The 18,498-nt window shown below is 61.8% G+C and carries 13 protein-coding genes; 7 read left to right on the top strand and 6 right to left on the bottom strand.

The features are described 5' to 3' along the window. Window positions 1-88: 88 nt before the first annotated feature. The 3 genes from BC360_RS12835 to BC360_RS12825 all read left to right on the top strand — a co-directional run bounded on the left by BC360_RS12835 (window position 89) and on the right by BC360_RS12825 (window position 4,798). A complete protein-coding gene (locus tag BC360_RS12835) occupies window positions 89-2,002 on the top strand; it encodes a DUF2207 domain-containing protein (RefSeq protein ID WP_413813742.1) in 1,914 nt (637 codons plus the stop codon). A gap of 113 nt (window positions 2,003-2,115) precedes the next feature. Beyond that, window positions 2,116-4,281, top strand: a complete 2,166-nt coding sequence (gene glyS / locus BC360_RS12830) for a glycine--tRNA ligase subunit beta (RefSeq protein ID WP_065782741.1) — start codon at window positions 2,116-2,118, stop codon at window positions 4,279-4,281. Between the two features lie 13 nt (window positions 4,282-4,294). Beyond that, entirely contained in the window at window positions 4,295-4,798 is a 504-nt protein-coding gene (locus BC360_RS12825) for a DUF523 domain-containing protein (protein WP_065782740.1), read from the top strand. Window positions 4,799-4,915: 117 nt separating this feature from the next. On the opposite strand, the gene BC360_RS12820 is transcribed toward BC360_RS12825, so the two are convergent. The 5 genes from BC360_RS12820 to BC360_RS12800 form a co-directional block, all read right to left on the bottom strand. Then, window positions 4,916-5,443 (bottom strand): plant virulence effector HPE1-like domain-containing protein, encoded by a 528-nt coding sequence (locus BC360_RS12820; RefSeq protein ID WP_065782738.1) that lies wholly within the window; start codon window positions 5,441-5,443, stop codon window positions 4,916-4,918. A 107-nt stretch (window positions 5,444-5,550) separates the two neighbouring features. Next, entirely contained in the window at window positions 5,551-6,822 is a 1,272-nt protein-coding gene (gene purD, locus BC360_RS12815) for a phosphoribosylamine--glycine ligase (protein WP_065782736.1), read from the bottom strand. Window positions 6,823-6,967: 145 nt separating this feature from the next. Beyond that, window positions 6,968-9,331 (bottom strand): putative bifunctional diguanylate cyclase/phosphodiesterase, encoded by a 2,364-nt coding sequence (locus tag BC360_RS12810; RefSeq protein WP_065795423.1) that lies wholly within the window; start codon window positions 9,329-9,331, stop codon window positions 6,968-6,970. Next, window positions 9,328-10,368 (bottom strand): spermidine/putrescine ABC transporter substrate-binding protein, encoded by a 1,041-nt coding sequence (locus BC360_RS12805; protein WP_065795422.1) that lies wholly within the window; start codon window positions 10,366-10,368, stop codon window positions 9,328-9,330. The genes BC360_RS12810 and BC360_RS12805 overlap by 4 nt, the downstream gene beginning before the upstream one ends. Before the next feature lie 171 nt (window positions 10,369-10,539). Further along, entirely contained in the window at window positions 10,540-11,739 is a 1,200-nt protein-coding gene (locus BC360_RS12800) for an MFS transporter (RefSeq protein ID WP_065795421.1), read from the bottom strand. 108 nt (window positions 11,740-11,847) lie between these two features. On the opposite strand from BC360_RS12800, the gene BC360_RS12795 reads away from it, so the two are divergent. The 3 genes from BC360_RS12795 to ubiA all read left to right on the top strand — a co-directional run bounded on the left by BC360_RS12795 (window position 11,848) and on the right by ubiA (window position 14,672). Next, window positions 11,848-12,663 (top strand): AraC family transcriptional regulator, encoded by an 816-nt coding sequence (locus BC360_RS12795; RefSeq protein ID WP_065782727.1) that lies wholly within the window; start codon window positions 11,848-11,850, stop codon window positions 12,661-12,663. A gap of 166 nt (window positions 12,664-12,829) precedes the next feature. Beyond that, complete coding sequence (locus BC360_RS12790) at window positions 12,830-13,636, top strand: MipA/OmpV family protein (protein WP_065795420.1); 807 nt, start codon at window positions 12,830-12,832, stop codon at window positions 13,634-13,636. Window positions 13,637-13,712: 76 nt separating this feature from the next. Beyond that, a complete protein-coding gene (gene ubiA, locus BC360_RS12785; RefSeq protein WP_065795419.1) occupies window positions 13,713-14,672 on the top strand; it encodes a 4-hydroxybenzoate octaprenyltransferase in 960 nt (319 codons plus the stop codon). Between the two features lie 482 nt (window positions 14,673-15,154). Here the strand turns inward: ubiA and BC360_RS12780 are convergent, their stop codons facing one another. Continuing rightward, on the bottom strand, window positions 15,155-15,721 hold the full coding sequence (locus BC360_RS12780; RefSeq protein ID WP_065782722.1) for a DUF6101 family protein: 567 nt from the start codon (window positions 15,719-15,721) through the stop codon (window positions 15,155-15,157). A gap of 326 nt (window positions 15,722-16,047) precedes the next feature. Between BC360_RS12780 and BC360_RS12775 the strand changes: the two genes are divergently transcribed. Then, entirely contained in the window at window positions 16,048-18,498 is a 2,451-nt protein-coding gene (locus BC360_RS12775) for a DUF1217 domain-containing protein (RefSeq protein ID WP_065782721.1), read from the top strand.

Below are 18,498 nucleotides of genomic sequence, written 5' to 3'. Positions count from 1 at the left end.
TGTTTCCATGACTCCGTGCAAAATGGAAACGCTCGAGATCGATCGGAAGGTCTGAGACCGCATGACCCGTTTCGTCGCCCTGCTCGGCATGTTGTTCTTCCTGATGGCGACGGCGGGCGCCGGGCGGGCGGACGAGGTGTTCTCGTCCTATAATTCGGTGATCGATGTCGCCAAGGACGGGACGCTGACGGTCACCGAAACGATCACGGCCAATGCCGAGGGCAACCAGATCCGGCGAGGCATCTTTCGCGACCTGCCGCTGACCTTCACCGATGCCAAGGGCCGCCGCAGCAGGGTCGATTTCAAGCTGCTGTCGGTCGAGCGCGACGGTGAGGAGGAGCCCTACCGAACCGAATCGATCTCGGGCGGCATCCGCATCTACACCGGATCCGCGGAGGTCTTTCTGCCGCACGGCGAGCATACGTTCCAGTTCACCTATGAGACGAGCCGGCAGATCCGGTTCTTCGATGATCACGACGAACTCTATTGGGGCGTGACGGGCACCGAATGGGCTTTCCCGATCGATGCGGCAAGTGCAACCGTCAATCTGCCGGAAGGCGTGCGGGCCGAGGCGCTCGACGTTTTCACCGGCGGCTACGGCGCGACCGGCAAGGACGCGCGCGCGTCCGAGGAAGGCAGCGAGATCTTCTTTGCAACCACCCGGCGGCTTGAGCCGAAGGAGGGGCTGACCATCGCGATCAAGATGCCGAAGGGCAGCATCGACCGGCCGTCCACGAGCCAGGAAAACACCTGGTGGCTGCGCGATCATATCGCGCTTCTGATCGCTGGAGCGGGACTTGTGGTGGTGGTGCTCTATTATGGTCGTGCCTGGCTGAAGGTGGGGCGGGATCCGGCGCGCGGCGTCATGGTGCCGCGCTGGGACGCCCCCGACGGCATTTCCCCGGCGCTCGTCAACTACATCGACAACAGGGGCTTTTCCGGCGAGGGCTGGACGGCTCTGTCGGCGTCTGCGCTCAGTCTCGCGGTCAAGGGCCATGTCGTCCTCGAAGATCTGAAGAGCGCCATCGTCATAGCCGCAACCGGCAAGGGCAGTAGCGAGAAGCTGCCGACCGGCGAGGCGAGCCTGATGAAGGCCGTCAATGCCGCCGGCGGCAAGCTGAAGATCGACAGGGTCAACGGCACGAAGGTGCAGGCAACAGGGGCCGACTTCCGCAATGCCATGGAACGCGAGCACCGCGGCAAATACTATCTGGCCAACACCGGCTACATCATCGCCGGCGTGTTGCTGTCGGTTCTGGCGGTCGCCGCCGTGTTCCTGTTCGGCGATTTGAGCGAGGACAGCATCCCGCTGGTGATCGTCCCCGTCTTCATCGCCTTTTTCGTTTCGATCTTCGCCGTTTCCTTCGGCAAATCCCTGCGGCGCGAAAAGAGCCTGATGAGCCGGATCATGTCGATCGTGGTCATCGCCTTCATCGGCTTCGTCGCCTTCACCATCTTTTCGAGCGTCCTGGCGGTGGTCTTCTACTCCGCCGCCGAGACCGACGAACTGCCGCTTCTGTTTGCAATCGGCGGCATCGTGCTCGTCAACGTGCTGTTCTTCTTCCTGATGGGGGCGCCGACGCCGCTCGGCACCCGGATGATGGATGGCATCGATGGCCTCCGGCAATACATGACGCTTGCCGAGAAGGACCGGATGAACATGCAAGGGGTGCCCGAGATGTCGCCCCTGCACTTCGAGACGCTGCTGCCCTATGCCGTCGCGCTCGGGGTGGAAAAGCCGTGGACGCAAACCTTCGATCGCTGGCTGCTGGCCGCCGCTGCGGGGGCTGCGGCCGCTGCCGCCTACCAGCCGGCCTGGTACCATGGCGACGGCTTCGGCTCGACGTCGTTCGGCGATCGGATCGGCGGCTTTGCTGGCTCTATGGCCGACACCATGACCTCCTCCTTGCCGCCCCCGCCGAAATCCTCGTCGTCAGGTTTTTCCACCGGCGGCGGCTTTTCCGGTGGCGGTGGCGGCGGGGGCGGCGGTGGTGGCTGGTGATCGCGCCGCGCCCCTCCTGCGTGTAGGTCAAATTCATCGTCGGGCTTGGTGACATTTTCGCCAGAGCTTGCTAAGTCGGCCGCAACCGTCCGGAACAGAAAAAGTCATCTCCTATGCCCGATCTTCTTATCGAACTCCGCTCCGAGGAAATTCCTGCCCGCCTGCAGCGCAAGGCGGCTGGCGACCTCAAGAAGCTGCTGACCGATGCGCTGGTGGAAGCGGGCCTGACCTATGAGGGCGCACGCGAATACTGGACGCCGCGCCGGCTGACGCTCGACATCCGTGGCCTCAATGCCCGGTCCGCCGATGTGCGCGAAGACCGCAAGGGCCCGCGCACCGACGCCAACGAAAAGGCGATCGAGGGCTTTCTGCGCGGCGCCGGCCTGTCCTCGATCAGCGAGGCCCATGTCCACAGCGATCCGAAGAAGGGTGATTTCTACGTCGCCCATATCGTCAAGCCGGGCCGTCCGGCCGAAGAGGTCGTCGCCGAGGCGATGCCGGAGATCATCCGCAACTTTCCCTGGCCGAAGCCGATGCGCTCCGGTGCCGCCTCGGCCAAGCCGGGCGCCTTGCGCTGGGTTCGCCCGCTGCAGTCGATCGTCTGCACCTTCGGCTCGGAAACCGACGAAACCCATGTGATCGCCTTCGAGGTCGACGGCATCGTCGCCTCCAACGTCACCTATGGCCACCGCTTCCATGCGCCTGAAGCGATCACCGTGCGCCGCTTTGCCGATTATGCCGAGAAGCTGGAGCGCGCGAAGGTCGTGCTCGACGGCGAACGCCGCAAGCAGATGATCTCCGCCGACGCGCATAATGTCGCCTTTGCCAACGGGCTCGAGCTCGTCGAGGACGAGGGCCTGCTCGAGGAGGTCTCCGGCCTCGTCGAGTGGCCGCAGGTTCTGATGGGAAGCTTTGAAGAGAGCTATCTCGAGATTCCCTCGGAAATCATCCGCCTGACGATCAAGACCAACCAGAAGTGTTTCGTGACCCGTGCGCCGGGTGCCGAGACGCTCTCCAACAAGTTCATCCTCGTCTCCAACATCGAGGCGAAGGACGGCGGCAAGGAGATCGTTCACGGCAACGGCAAGGTCGTGCGCGCCCGCCTGTCGGACGCCGCCCACTTCTGGCACCGCGACCAGGGCAGCCTGCCGGACCTGGAGACTTTGAAGCCGTCGGCTGAAAAGTTCGACCTCGACCTGAAGAAGCCGCTCGACCAGCGCATGGCGAAGCTCGACGCGCTGAACGTCACCTTCCATGCCAAGCTCGGCACGCAGGGCGAACGCGTTGCCCGCATCCGGGCGCTTGCCGCCGAGCTTGCCAAGGTGACCGGCGCCGACGCCAAGTTGGTCGACCGTGCCGTGGTGTTGGCAAAGGCCGACCTGCGCACCGAAGCCGTGGGCGAGTTCCCCGAACTTCAGGGCATCATGGGCCGCAAATATGCGCTGCTTCAGGGCGAGGACAACTCGGTGGCAGCTGCGATCGAAGATCACTGGAAGCCGAATGGCCCTTCGGACCGCGCACCGACCGATGCCGTCGCCGTAACCGTGGCGCTTGCCGACAAGCTCGACACGCTCGTCGGTTTCTGGGCGATCGATGAAAAGCCGACCGGCTCCAAGGATCCCTATGCTCTGCGCCGCGCTGCTCTCGGTGTTATCCGCCTCATCCTCGAAGGTAAGGCGCGCCTGCCGCTCACGCCGTTCTTCGAGATCGCGCTGACCGCTTTGCGAGTGCAGAAGCCGGGGCTGACGAGCGACGTGTCGGCGGACCTGCTGTCCTTCTTCCATGACCGTCTCAAGGTCTATCTGCGCGATCTCGGCGCCCGCCACGACCTGATCGATGCGGTACTGACGCCGGATGTGGACGATCTTCTGATGATCGCCCGCCGCGTCGAGGCGCTGACGGCCTTCATCACCGACGAAGAGGGCAGGAACCTGCTGGCCGGTACCAAGCGCGCGACGCAGATCCTGGCGGCCGAAGAGAAGAAGGGCACGGCGGTGGCTGACGCGGTCGACGCTGGTCTCTTCCGTCTCGATGCCGAAAAAGCGCTGCACTCCGCAGTTCAGCTGGGCTCCGGCGAGGCACGCGAGGCGATCGCCAAGGAGGACTTCCGTTCCGCCATGCAGGCCCTGGCGAAGCTGCGCGAGCCGGTTGACCAGTTCTTCAATGACGTTCTCGTCAATGACGACGACGCGTCGATCCGGGCAAATCGCCTGGCGCTGCTCGGTCTCATCCGTTCGGCGACCGGCACGGTTGCCGATTTCTCCAAGATTGCGGGATGACGGGGAGGGGCGCATGACGGCGAAGATCCTCGTCAGCGCCTGCCTCATGGGCCATTCGGTGCGCTACGACGGCGCGTCGAAGCCGCTTATCCACCCGGCCATCGACCGCTGGCGCGAAGAAGGCCGGCTCGTCACCATCTGTCCGGAAATGTCGGCCGGCATGCCGGTGCCGCGCCCGCCGGCCGAGATCGCGTCCGGTATGTCCGGAGTGGACGTGCTCAATGGCGAGGCGATTGTCGTCGAGAACACCGGCCGCGATGTCACCGGCGAATTCCTGGATGCTGCCGAGAATGCACTTGCGCTCGCACGCGAAACGGACTGTCGTTTCGCGCTTTTGATCGACGGCAGCCCATCCTGCGGTTCGGGTTTTGTCTATGACGGAACGTTTTCGGGCGCCCGCCATGCGGGGCAGGGCGTGACCGCCGCGCTTCTCATCAAGAACGGTATCGAGGTCTATTCCGACAGAGAGATCGAAGCCTTGGTCGCGCGGATCGATGGCCGGCGCGAGCCGCGATAAAAAGATTGCGCCCCTGCTTCTCTCAGGGACGCAATCTCTCGCTGTTTCAGCGAATCGCCCGTCAGCCCTGAATGCAGGGGCGGCTGAGCGGGGCAGGGAACTTTCCCGATTAGGTCGTTAGTTTAGCCGAAGTTCGAGACCCGACGGATCAAATTGCCGTGAGCTTTCGGCGGCGGCCGACGCCGAGACCGCCTGCTCTGCCTGCTTGATGGTCTGAACCGCCGCAGTGGTGGCTGTCTCGTCGATCAACGACGCAGCCATGTCAGGATTGCCCGGGTTGCTGGCGTCGGTACCGGCAGCGGCGGTTGCCATATCAGCCTGGTCGGTTCCGCCCGCGGCCGCCTTGAGGACGTCCTCAGACGGTTTGCTGACGAAGACAACGGGCGAGCCGCCGAGCCAGGCTTCGGTGCGCACGAGCTTCATCTCGCCGTTGATCTGCTTGAGCTCGACCTTCTCGCTGCCGACGGCGATCTCCGGAACGATGTAGGTGACCTTCTTCTTGATCTGCAGCGGCGGGCAATGTGAGCAGGAGACCGTTGCCACGCTGGAATTGACCGCGTCCCCGGAAACGACCGCTTCGATCGACGATGCCCAGGCGCTGCCGGCTGCAAGCGCAACGGCGGTGGTGATCAGCAGCAGGCGCATCGGTCTTCTCCCCGAGTTTGTTCTCGGCGAGAATATGCGTTCCCTCTTACTTTCCCGTCAGGAGATTTGGTAAAAATTGAATGATCCGGCGTATTTGCCGACGACGGTCAGGCCTTTTCGCGAGCAACCGCGCGCCAGCCGATATCGTGGCGATAAAAGCCGTTGTCCCAGGAAACGCCGTCGACTGCCGAATAGGCGCGGTCCTTGGCAGCGCTCGCACTTTCGCCGATTGCCGTGATGTTCAGCACCCGGCCGCCCGTTGCAACCAGGCTGCCGTCCTTCATCGCTGTGCCGGCATGAAACACCTTGGTCTGCGGCGAGGCTGCCGGAAGCGTAACGATAGGCGTGTTCTTGTCGTAGCTGCCCGGATATCCCTTCGACGCCATGACGACGGTCAGTGCCGTCTCGTCGCGCCACTCGGCTTCCATGCCAGCAAGCGTGCCGGTTGCGGCGGCATAGAGCAGCGGCAGCAGGTCGCTCTTCATTCGCATCATCAGCACCTGGCATTCCGGGTCGCCGAAACGCACATTGTACTCGATCAGTTCCGGCCCCTTGGCGGTGATCATCAGCCCGGCAAAGAACACGCCGGAGAAGGGATGTCCGCTCTCCGCCATGCCGCGCATCGTCGGTTCGATGATCTCCTTCATCGTGCGCTCGATCATCTCCGGTGTCATCACAGGCGCCGGCGAATAGGCGCCCATGCCGCCGGTGTTCGGACCGGTGTCGCCATCGCCGACGCGCTTGTGGTCCTGCGCCGAGGCAAGCGCGAGCGCGGTCCTGCCGTCGCTAAGGCAGAAGAAGCTTGCCTCTTCGCCGTCGAGATAGGCCTCCACGACCACTTCTGCGCCGGCCGCACCGAAGGCGCCGTCGAAACAGTCATCGACCGCAGCAAGCGCTTCGTCGAGTTCCATGGCGACGGTCACGCCCTTGCCGGCGGCAAGCCCATCGGCCTTGATGACGATCGGCGCGCCCTGGTCGCGCGCATAGGCCTTGGCGGTTTCGGCATCGGTGAAGCGGCCATAGGCGCCGGTCGGGATGTCGTATCTGGCGCAGAGGTCCTTGGTGAAGCCCTTGGACCCTTCGAGCTGGGCGGCAGCGGCGGAAGGACCGAAAACGGCGATATCGGCAGCGCGGAGCACGTCTGCGAGGCCCGCGACGAGCGGACCTTCCGGCCCGACCACGACGAAGTCGATCGCCTCTTTCAGACAGAAATCAACGACCGCAGCATGGTTGTCGGTGTCGAGCGCAACGAGGGTCGCTTCCTCGGCAATCCCGGGATTGCCGGGCGCGGCATAGAGCTTGGTCAATTTCGGCGACTGCGCGATCTTCCATGCCAGCGCATGTTCGCGTCCACCCGATCCGATCAGAAGAACCTTCATTGCCTGCCCCCGACATGCCGAAATTGTTGCGTTGCGGTTAAGGCGGCGCGGCTGTCAGGTCAAGGGGGCAGGGGGTCTTGAGGCACGATTCCCGCGCGGAAGGCATTTCCCGGGGTGCCGTGGGGTAGGGGGCGCTAACCTGCGCTCAGGCAATTGCCTGCTGGTTCTTGCGATCACGCTGCTCGTTGCCATAGCGCGCGGTGCGCGTCAGTGCCCAGATGCCGAGATCCTCGAGCGGCAGCGGCTTGCTGATGAGGTAGCCCTGGAAGAGGTCGCAGCCTGCAGCGGTCAGCATCGAGAGTTTCTCCGGCGTATCGACGCCTTCGCCGACGACGGCGACGTCCTTGGCGTGGCACAGCGCGATCAACGCCCTCAGAACCGGCAGCGATTGCGATGCCGTGAGGTTCGAAACAAGCGCCCGGTCAAGTTTGATCGTATCGGCGGTATATTCGATGATTTGCTGGACGGAGGTGTAACCCGCTCCGAAATCGTCGATCGATAGACGAAAGCCCTTTTGGCGAAGCTCATCGATGTTGCGGCGGAGCTGGTCGCTGAACTTGACCGCGAAGGTCTCCGTCAGTTCGATTTCGATCGATTGCGGCTGAAGCCCGTGGCGGTTGAGGCAATCGGAGAAATAGTCGGCGATCGCCTTCGAATGCAGTTCGGCCGAGGAAATGTTGATTGCCAGGATCGTATCGGGACCAAACAGCGCTTTCAGCTGCCCGCAGTCGGACATCGCCTTGTTGATCACCCACCAGTCGATCTTGGTAAAGAGGCCGGAGCTTTCGGCGATCGGTACGAATTCGTCCGGCGTCACGTTGCCAAGCACCGGTGAGTACCAGCGCAACAGCGCCTCGCAACCGGCCACCCGGCCATCGGTATCGACGATCGGCATGTAGACAAGGTGGAACTGTTCATCCGGATCGAGCGAGCGCAACTCGTCCTGGATCTGGCGCAGGCGCGTGCGCTTGTCGTGCAGGGCGCGCGAGAACCGGGACGAGCGGTTCTTGCCGCTGGTCTTTGCCTGATACATTGCTGCGTCGGCATTTGAGATCAACTCGGCAAGATTGGTCGCATCATCGGGGCAGATGGCAGCGCCGATGCTGGCTGTGACCGGATAGCTCTTGTCGGAGACTTCGAAACCGTCTTCGAACAGTGCCAGGATTGCCGCGGAAACTTCCCGTACGGTGCCGTCGCCCGGCCGGGAGCGGACCAGCACCGCGAATTCGTCGCCCGAGAGCCGCGCCAGGATCGCCGGCTTCTGACCGCGTCGCTCGGTGATCGCTTCGACATTCTCGGCGATGCGCGTTGCCAGGGTCTTCAGGAGTTCGTCGCCAATCTCATGGCCATGCTTGTCATTGACGAACTTGAAGTTGTCGATGTCGATGAACAGCAGGCTGCATTTTTCACCCGAGACAATGGCCTCGCGAACGATGCCGGCGGCAACGGCGTTGAAGTGGCCGCGATTGCTGATCCCGGTCAGCGTGTCGGTCCAGGAGCTGCGCTGCACCAGTTTGAGCGACTGTTCCGACTGGCGATGCAGCTCTCTGATGTTCTCCGTCAGGCGCCCGATCTCGCCCTTTTCGTCCATGTTGCGGATCTCGTCATGGGCGCCGACCATGACGGCCATGACGTTGGCGTCGAGCGTGGCAATCGGGTCGGTGATGAACCGCCGGATGAGAACGATGATCAGCCAGATCGAAAACAGGCTCATTGCCACGGCGCCAAGCGCCAGCAGCAGTTTCTGTTGGGCCATCAACCGGTCGAAATGATTGTTGGAAACCGTCAGCGTCGCATAGAGCGATGGCCCGAGATGCACGCTTGCCGAAAGGTCGTCGGTGACCGCCAGCGGCCACGGCTGAAGCACGACGTCGGCGCCATATTCTTGCTTCAGCGTCTCCTGCATGTCGAGGAAACGATCCGGCTGGATTGCCACCTGGATAAGCAGCGCACCCGATTTCTTGCTCGGCAGCGGCCGCGTGAACGTGACGGGATCGAGGAAGTACGAATAGACGATCCGGGCTTTCTGTCCGGCGTCGTAGAGATAGGTCCAGTCGGCGAGTTTTTCTTCGCGCACCAGCCGCCGTGCCAGATTGAGCTGTGCCTCGTCGATTTCGGCGAAGGGATCCCAGCTGTTTTCGAAATAGTATTCGGACTGCAGGTTCGATGTCAGGATCGCCAGCGACACGTAGCCCATCGGGTCGTCGGAAAGCGACTTGACACTTTCCTGCAGCCGGACGCCGAGCGCATTGGCCCGATAGCTTTTGTCGGTTTCCGAGATGTACTGGCGCAGCGCGTTGCTGTTCAGGAGCGCATTGAGGAAGCCCTTGCTGCGGCCGATTTCGTTCTGGAAGACAGCGGCGGCGTGTTCCAGCCGCTGGGACAGTTTGGCATGTTCGAGCGCCCGGATCGAGCGGCTCTGGGTGACATGGACCGACACCGCCGCCAGCAGGTAGCCGGCGAGCACCACGGGAAAGATCAGGATGAGTGCGCGCTTGCCGAGGGTCACTGGAAATTCGCCAATGTGCTGATGATGCGCCGGCGCAGCTGCACCGACGTCGTTGACAGTTCTTGCTGGTACTGGCTCTTGGCCAGAATGTCTGATGACGGATAGATCGCCTGGTCCGAGCGCATCGCCTCCGGCAGGAGCGCAAAGGCGGCTTTGCTGGGCGTCGGCATGTTCAGCGCCTGCGCGTTTGCGGCGGCACTTCCGGGCGAGCCGATATAGTCGAGGAAGGCGAGCGCTCGCGCCTTGTTTGGCGACTTGGCGACGACCGACATGCAGTCGAGCCAGGAAAGCGTGCCTTCCTTGGGTACGACATAGCGCCAGACGCCCGGTGTGCCGGCCTTGTCGTTCAGGACGTGCTGGTCGCCGCTGTAGCCGAGCGCCATGTGGATGCTTTTGCCGATCGCCTGGTTCTGGATCGAGCTGATGACGTATTCATAGGTCAGGACGGCCGGCGCCTGTTCCTTCATCATGTTGAATGCGGTCTTCAGCGTTGCCGGCTCGTTGGTGTTGATCGACTCGCCGAGCAGCATGAGGGGTGCGACAAAAGCCTCGTTGTGGTCGTCATACATGGCGACATGTTTGGTGAGCGCCGGAGCCGGCTGCATCAGGTCACGCCAGGACGTCGGCGCTTCAGGCAGCATGTCCGATCGGTAGAGAATGCCCATCGTGCCCCAGAGATAGGGCAGGCCATGGTTCGAGCAGCGCTTGCGCCAGCTTTCGTCATAGTCCCGAAGCGAGGCGACATTCGCCTCGTCGACCTTCTCCAGGACGCCTTTGCGCCCGAAGATCGCTGCCCCGTTTTCCCCGGTCAGCACCAGGTCGACAATGCTGTTCGGGTCGGCCAGCACTTCGTCGCGGGTATCGCCGCTGTCGTAATAGACCTGGTGTATTCCGACGCCGGTTATCGCCGTCCAGCGGTCGAGGATCGCCTGATCGATATAGGATTCCCAGATGAGCAGGTTGAGCGTTTCGGCTTGCCCCGCCGTTGCCAGAAGCAACGTCGTTAAAAAGGCAGGAATCGCCGATCGCCCTCGCATTGTCTACCCCTGCCCAAGCCCCATCCAGCGACCGTAGCGCGCAAAAATTGATGAATGATTACGCAGGGCTGCGGGAAATAGCAGGACTGGAGCAAGGCATTACCGGGCGGAAAAAACAGAACGGGCGCCACATGGCGGCGCCCGTTGAAAAGCCTGCCGTACGATGCCTGCCTAATGCCGCGCGGACATCCTGGGCAGAAGGATCGTCAGAATGCCGAGCAGCGGCAGATAGGAGCAGATGGTGTAGACGAATTCGATGCCCTGCCGGTCGGCAAAAATGCCGAGAAGGGCTGCACCCATGCCGCCGAATCCGAAGGCGAAGCCGAAGAAGACACCGGCAATCAACCCCACGCGACCCGGCACCAGTTCCTGCGCGAAAACGACGATCGCCGAAAACGCGGAGGAGAAGATGAAGCCGATGATGATCGACAGCACACCGGTCCAGAAGAGGTTGGCATAGGGCAGCATCAGCGCGAAGGGGATGACGCCGAGGATCGAGAACCAGATGACGAAGCGCGCACCATACCGGTCGCCGATCGGACCGCCGAGGAAGGTGCCTGCGGCGGCCGCACCCAGGAACAGGAAGAGCATCAGCTGCGCCTGCTGCACGGAAACGCTGAATTTCTCGATGACGAAGAAGGTGAAGTAGCTGGAGATGCTGGCCATGTAGACGTTCTTGGTGGCGGTCAGCAGCACCAGGACGGCAACGGCCCAGATCACGCGGTTCTTCGGCAGCGGCAGCGCGCGGCTCGGCGCCGGCCTGCTCATCGACGAGCGGCGGTGGCGCACGTACCAGGTGCTGACCCAGGAGAGCACGAGGAAGCCGATGATCGCCACGATCGAGAACCAGCTGAGGCTCCCCTGGCCGAAGGGGATGACAATGAAGGCGGCGAGCAGCGGCCCCATGGCGCTGCCGGCATTGCCGCCGACCTGGAACAGCGATTGCGCCAGGCCGTGCCGTCCACCCGAGGCAAGGCGAGCGATGCGCGAAGATTCCGGATGGAAGATCGCCGAACCGACGCCGATCAGGCTTGCAGCGAGCAGCAGCATCGAAAAATCATGGGCGTTCGCGAGCAGGATCAGCCCGGAGCAGGTGGAAAGCATCGCCATCGGCAGCGAATAGGGCAGCGCCCAACGGTCGGTGATGATGCCGACAGCCGGCTGCAGCATCGAGGCGGTCAGCTGAAAGGTGAAGGTCAGAAGCCCGATCTGGACGAAATCGAGCGAATAGTTCGCCTTGAGCAAGGGATAGAGCGCCGTCAGCAGCGATTGCATGATGTCGTTCAGCATATGGCAGAAGCTGACTGCCAGGATGACGGAGAATGCCGTCTTTTCCGGGGTTATACCGCCCGTTGAAGTAACCGTTGCCATGGATGGTTCCTTGCCGTCTCGATGGTTGTTTGCGGCGACGATTATCTCTACTGATGTTGCCCATGGCCTGCTTTTGTGATGTGGTCGAGTTCTTTCGTGAGTGGGCCAATGCCGATCCATCGAGTAACCTTGCCCGAACTGGCCGACGCCGACCACTTCAGGAACCTGGACTGGATCGAGGCCGGAAACTCCGCCGTGCTCGCCCTTGGCCGCGATTATGGCGCGGGCCTGACCGTTCCGCTCCACAGCCACACGCGCACGCAGTTGTGGTGGGCGCGCCAGGGTGTCGTTCTTTTGCGCACGGCCCACGGGCGTTGGCTCGTCCCACCGGGGCACGCGCTTCTCATCCCGGCAGGCGTCGAGCATTCGACCGAGATGATCAGCGATGTGCGCATGCACTCGATCTACTTCACCCCGTCGCTGCTGCGTGCCGAACGGCCGATGGTGATGGAGATCACCCCGCTTGCGGGCAGCCTGGTCGATGCGCTGGTCAGCGTCGAGAGCGAAACGATGTCGGAGCGGCGCGAACAACTGATCATGGATCTGCTCTTGGAGGAGATCGCTCTTCTGCATGAGCGGCCGCTCGGCCTGCCTTTCCCGCGCGAGCAGAAGCTGGCGCTTCTCTGCCGGCAGTTCCTGGAGGCGCCATCGGCCACGGCCAGTATCGACCAGTGGGCCGATCGCCTGGGTTTGAGCCGGCGGACATTCACACGGATGTTCCGCAACGAGACAGGGGTCAGTTTCGTCACCTGGCGCCAGCAGGCCTGCATCTTCGCATCGCTGCCGCGCCTTGCGGACGGCGAGCCGATCACCAATGTCGCGCTCGATGCCGGCTACGAGAACGTTGCAGCCTTCACCACAATGTTTCGGCGCATGCTTGGAAGCGCCCCCAGTCACTACCTGAAAATGTACCAGGGCCGGTAGGCGCCGTGGCCGGCATGGCAAACGCGAGCTGAATTGATCTGGTTAACGGAATCGTAGGAACAAAGGTCAATATGTCGCGCCGTGTCCTCTCAGATTGCGCCACTGGCCGGCGCCCGGGACACGGTTCAAACTTCGCCCCGGCGAATGATTCTTCCGGAGTTGTTCCTTGCGTATCCGTTCTCTTCTCCTCCTTTCTGGAACCCTTTTGTTGTCCGCAGGCACGGCCTCGGCTGGTGACGGCCAGTATTTCTGGTCCAGCGACTGGTACTTGAAGGTCGGCGCCACCGGCTTTCTCGGCCCGAAATACGAGGGCGCCTCCACGCGCATGTTCCAGGCCGCGCCGCTGGTCTCGCTTGGCAAGGCCGGCAGCACCGTTCGCTTCTCGTCGCGCAACGACAACATGTCCTATGCGCTGCTCGACCAGGGCGGTTTCCGCGCTGGTGTCGCCGGCAAGCTGATTTTCGAACGCGACGCGGGCACCTCCAGCGACCTCAAGGGGCTCGCCCCAGTCAAGTTCGGTGGTGAGCTCGGTGGTTTCGCCGAAGTCTACCCGACCGATTGGTTGCGCGTGCGCGCGGAAGTCCGCCAGGGCATTCGCAGTCATCATGGCATCGTCGCCGATGTCACTGCGGACGCCTTTATCGATATCAGCAGCAATGTTCGCATTTCCGCCGGCCCACGTATGACGGCTGCCACCAGCGACTATTTCAGCGCCTATTACGGCGTGAACGATGCCGAGTCGGCAGCATCCGACCTCAGCACCTATAATCCGCACGGCGGCATGCATTCCGCCGGTGTTGGCGCGGCGATCAACTGGCAGGCAACGGAAAAGCTCGAAACCGGCGCCTACGCCGAGTATCGCCGCCTGTTGGGTTCGGCGGCCGACTCCAGCCTCGTGCGCGAGCGCGGCAGCCGCAACCAGTTCCTCGTCGGCCTGTCGGCCACTTACCGCTTCGACTTCACGCTTCCCTGAACGATGCCGGCAAGCGTCGGGACGATGCGGCATCGAACCGCTTGACCGTCCCGGCGCGCGGCGTCAAACAGGGAGCATGAACACGTTCTCCGCCGATTCCGGACGCGTCCACGACGCCCCGTCGAACAACTGGGTCTACCGCGTGCTGCCGCGCGCGCTCTGGCCCTATGCGCAACTTGCTCGCTGGGACCGCCCGATCGGTTGGCAATTGCTGATGTGGCCATGCCTGTGGTCGATCGCCCTGGCCTCGGGTGCAGCGGCGGCAGCGGGGCAATTTTCGCTTGGCCGGTTCGTTTTTCACAGCTTCCTCTTCATCGCCGGCGCCATTGCCATGCGTGGAGCGGGCTGCACCTTCAACGACATCGTCGATCATGACATCGACATGGAAGTCGCGCGAACCCGTTCGCGCCCATTGCCGTCGGGCCGGGTTTCCCGCTTTCAGGCAAAGGTCTTCATGGTGCTGCAGGCGCTCGTCGGGCTCGTGGTTCTTCTTCAGCTTAACGCCTTCACAATTTTGCTCGGCGTGCTGTCGTTGGGACTTGTGGCAATCTATCCCTTTGCCAAGCGCTTTACCGACTGGCCGCAGTTCTTCCTCGGCCTTGCGTTTTCCTGGGGTGCGATCATGGGCTGGACGGCCGAGTTCGGGTCGCTTTCGCTCGCTCCCCTTTTTCTCTACGGCGCTGCGATTGCCTGGACGATCGGCTACGACACGATCTACGCCTACCAGGACCGGGAAGACGACGAACTTATCGGCGTGCGGTCGACGGCTCGCCGCTTCGGCGACAATCCACGCCCCTGGCTGATCGGGCTCTACGGGCTTGCCATCGTGCTTATGCTGTTGTCGTTTCTCGTAGCCGGAGCGGGGCTGTTTGCCTATCTCGGTTTGCTTGTCGCCGCCGTGTTGCTGATCTATCAGATCCTGGTGCTGAACATTCACGACCCCTTGCAATGCCTTGCATTGTTCAAGTTCAATAGTGTCGTAGGGCTGATCATCTTCGCCGGGCTCGTCACGGCCCTTTTTGTTCGGCTGATGTGAAAAATCCTCCGTCTTGGCGGAGGATCCGGCCGTTTATCCAAATTGCTCGATGCACGTCTTGCGTATTTACCGATGCGTCGGCAAAGGCTGGAGCACGTCAGGCCCAGCTTACTTCCGTGACAGCCTTGCGCTTCTTTGCCTTGGCACGTGCACGCAAAATGGCGGCGACTGCGGCAACGGCTGCGGCGAGGTGCTTGCGCATCGGGTGTCTCCTTCTTTCGTGACCTTGGCTATGAGCCCGATATGGCATGAAGAAGGCGAAGCGGCTGTTTCCAAAGGAACACCTCGATTTGGCCGTGAACGTTTTGACGTTACGGCGCCGCGCGTCAAGTATGACGCGCTAAGGGCGCTGTAGCACTTTGGACTTGCTGCATAATTTTCTCCTTAAATCGAATCCGATTTAAGGGATTATGCCGTAGCCGCAAACAAAAACCGGTCGCAGGGAACGACCGGTTTTTGCACTGGAGGAATTTCGGTTGGTGTCAGCTACGGGCGATGATTTCGCGTCCGTCGATCTTCATGGCGACGCCAAGCCGGCCGGTGGAGCGGCGCACGAGGAAGCGCGGCCGGCGGTCGGCAAAGAAGGAATGGCGGCGCCGCGGCTTGAGCGGCGCGGTGCGAACCTCGCCGAGGTGCTCTTCCAGCGCGCGGGCAACGCCATCGGCTTCGACCATCAGCATCGGAATGCGATAGGCTTCGGCCCAGGCGCGCCAATCGGCGGCGATATCGGAAAGATCGTGTGCAACGAGCAGCGGAACGCAAAGGTCCGGATCGTCATGATGAAGTTCAAGCGTCACTGTAACGTCTCCGTCGCCGTGGTCGATCGCGCGTGCCGCGACCCCTTTGAATGCCCGCGCCGGCAGTGCGATCGAAAGCGGCAGGCCGCTTGATGGTAGCACCTTGCGCAGAACCGCGCCACGCTCGTCCAGGCTGATCGTGACATTGCCTGTATGGCCACGCAGGACGTAGCTTGCCTGCTGAGGAAAACGCTTCGGATCGAGCCGGAGCGTGTTTTCGACCCATGCGGGTTGAGAGAGTGTATTGCGCATTTCAATCGCCCTTGTTTTTCCTTGAGAGCCGATTTCCGGTCTTCTCTTCGGGACTTTTCGTCCTCTATGGGCTGGAGAATAGGCGGCTCCCCTTCCGGCCGACTTAAAAATCGCGGTTAAGAAAACTTTGCGTTTTTCGATGGTTAGCAAAAGCCGAGCGGCCAAGGTTTCCGTTTCGTCAACGCGGGGGCTCGCATTTTTGGCATTGGCCGGGCGGTGGCCGGCGAAAAGCCACACACAAGCCTGTCGTGCAATCATGTCGCGTCAGAATTCTGTTTCGGGGGATTGGTGCGACCCGCCCCTGGGTAAGCGACGGGGCAGCAGGCATGGTTTCGACCTATCTCAACTACAGCCGGATCACGAGCGACTTGAGAACCAGTCTCAATCGTGTTGCCGACCGGCCGCTGGTCGCCCGCGAGGCCGAGTACTACAAGGAGAATATCGGCAACGTGAAAACGGTCGACGAGTTCCTCGACGACTACCGTCTCTATTCCTATGCCATGAAGGCACACGGTCTCGAAGACATGGCCTATGCCAAGGCCTTCATGCGCAAGGTGCTTGAAAGCGACCTCAAGGACAAGGACAGCTTTGCCAACCGCCTGACGGATGATCGTTATCGCAACTTTGCCGAGGCGTTCAGCTTCAGCACATCGTCGGCCGCCGCACAGACGACGGCGCAGCAGGATGCACTGATCGGTCTCTATAACGAACGGGTCGCCAATCTCGACACTGTTCTCAAAGGAGACAACGCATATTTCAATGCGGCGATGGATCTCGTCACCAACGTCGATCAATTCCTTGGAAATGAACGGCTGCGTTCATATGCATTCAACATCTTTGGCATCGACACGCGTAACTATTCCTATGATCAGGTCAGGTACGCGTTGACCAGCGAGCCGGCGGATCTGGCCAACTCCCAGACCGCGGCGCAGACCCGGCGCACCGAAGCCATGAAGACGCTGACCGACCTCGAGACGCGTGCAACTGCAATGCAGGACATCGACACGCTGACGGCTCAGCTCGCCGCTGCTGCGGAGGCTGACAAGCCGGCGATCCAGGCCCAGATCGACGCGAAGAACGCCATCGTCGCTGACCTCAACACCAAGCTGCCGCCGGTCGGTAGCGAAACGACCGCATTGGCGAACGAGCTTTCGACCGAAGTAAGCATGTTGAACAGGCAGATCAGCATGCTCGACGCCTATCGGCAGATAAACGGGGCCTTCAACTTCGAAGCCGATGGCAGCGTTCCTGCGGGCGGCAAGGCGATCACCGACGAAAAGAAGAAGATGCTGAACGACGCGCACATCTTCAGCAGTCCACGCCTGACCCCTTCCGGAGCCATCCTCAACCGCGATTACTTCGAACAGAAGATCGGTTCCATCACGACCGTCGCCGAGCTTGTGGCCGACCCGCGCCTCGCGGACTACGTCCGAAACGCTTTCGGCCTGCCCACCACGACCGTGAACGCGACGATCGAGAACATTCTCACCAGCGACATCAACGATCCGAACAGCTACGTGAACAAGTTCGGCGGTGAGTACAACAAGGCCTACAAGGCTCTGCTCGCGGCATTCAACTTCCAGCCCGACGGCACGCTGCCGGCGGGCACCAAGGCACAGACGGCCGAACAGACCAGTACGACCACCAATGGTTACATGGTCCACTACAACGACGCTGACGACGCAGCGGACGAAGGCAAGATCAGTCGCTACAAGTTGCAGATCAAGTCCATGACCAAGGTAGATGACCTCGTGGGCAACAGCGAATTGCGGTCCTTCGTGCTCAGTGCCTTTGGCCTTGAAAACGAAGATCTGACGCCGCGCGAGCTGAAGCAGATTCTGACGAGCGATCTCAACAATCCGGCAAGCTACGCCAATTCCTTGCGCGACGAACGCTATATCAAGCTGGTGAAGGCTTTCAATTTCAACGCGGACGGTACGCTCGGCTCACCCAAGCTGGTGCAGAACGAGGCCGACATCGTCAATACTGCCAAGGCATACATCGTCGAGAAATCGCGCTTCGGCACGGAGGACGAAAAGAAGGTCGCCAAGACGAAAGCGGAAGAGGAAAGCAAGTACTATACGACGCAGATCCAGAAAATCGAGACGCTCGACGATTTGCTCAAGGACAAGCGGCTCGTCGATATCGTGCTGATTGGCGCTGGCATCGACCCGGAAGGTGTCAACACCGATTACCTCAAGCAGATGTTCACCTCCGACCTCAACGATCGCAAGAGCTTCATCAATACCGATCCGAACGGCTTGAAATATCGCGAGGTCGTTTCCGGCTTCAACTTCGACAAGGACGGAAAGATCGTCACTGGCGAAGCCGGGCAGATACAGACGCGGCGTGGGCTCACCATGACGTTCGACCTCTACCTCAACCAGACGCTTGAGGAGAGCGAGGGCGAGGACAATGCCGGCGTTCGGCTGGCGCTTTATTTCAAGCGCAAGGCACCGGAAATCACCACGCCCTACGACCTGCTCGCCGACAACGCGCTGATGCAGGTCATTCGAACCGCCTATAGCATGCCCGAGGGCTTGGCGAGCGCCAAGATCGAGATGCAGGCCGCCTACATCGAACGCCTGATGGACATCAAGGACCTACAGGATCCGCAGGAGCTCGAAAAGCTGCTGAAGCGCTTCACCGCGCTTTACGACGTCGAGAACAACACCGACGTCAATCCGGGGCTTGCCATCCTGACGGGCGGCAGCGGCGGCGGCATCAGCGCCGACGCATTGTTTTCGCTGGCACAACTCAGAGCCGGCGGCCGGTAA

It is taken from the genome of Ensifer sp. LC163 (assembly GCF_001695855.1).
Lineage (GTDB): Bacteria > Pseudomonadota > Alphaproteobacteria > Rhizobiales > Rhizobiaceae > Ensifer.
Note: the sequence above shows the minus strand (reverse complement) of the source record. Positions and strands in the feature narration are given on the sequence as shown.

Bases quoted from the DNA above. Each gene is read 5' to 3' on its own strand.
- BC360_RS12835 (WP_413813742.1), top strand. From the start codon at position 89: ATGTTGTTCTTCCTGATGGCGACGGCGGGCGCCGGGCGGGCGGACGAG.
- glyS (WP_065782741.1), top strand. From the start codon at position 2,116: ATGCCCGATCTTCTTATCGAACTCCGCTCCGAGGAAATTCCTGCCCGC.
- BC360_RS12825 (WP_065782740.1), top strand. From the start codon at position 4,295: ATGACGGCGAAGATCCTCGTCAGCGCCTGCCTCATGGGCCATTCGGTG.
- BC360_RS12820 (WP_065782738.1), bottom strand. From the start codon at position 5,443: ATGCGCCTGCTGCTGATCACCACCGCCGTTGCGCTTGCAGCCGGCAGC.
- purD (WP_065782736.1), bottom strand. From the start codon at position 6,822: ATGAAGGTTCTTCTGATCGGATCGGGTGGACGCGAACATGCGCTGGCA.
- BC360_RS12805 (WP_065795422.1), bottom strand. From the start codon at position 10,368: ATGCGAGGGCGATCGGCGATTCCTGCCTTTTTAACGACGTTGCTTCTG.
- BC360_RS12800 (WP_065795421.1), bottom strand. From the start codon at position 11,739: ATGGCAACGGTTACTTCAACGGGCGGTATAACCCCGGAAAAGACGGCA.
- BC360_RS12795 (WP_065782727.1), top strand. From the start codon at position 11,848: ATGCCGATCCATCGAGTAACCTTGCCCGAACTGGCCGACGCCGACCAC.
- ubiA (WP_065795419.1), top strand. From the start codon at position 13,713: ATGAACACGTTCTCCGCCGATTCCGGACGCGTCCACGACGCCCCGTCG.
- BC360_RS12780 (WP_065782722.1), bottom strand. From the start codon at position 15,721: ATGCGCAATACACTCTCTCAACCCGCATGGGTCGAAAACACGCTCCGG.
- BC360_RS12775 (WP_065782721.1), top strand. From the start codon at position 16,048: ATGGTTTCGACCTATCTCAACTACAGCCGGATCACGAGCGACTTGAGA.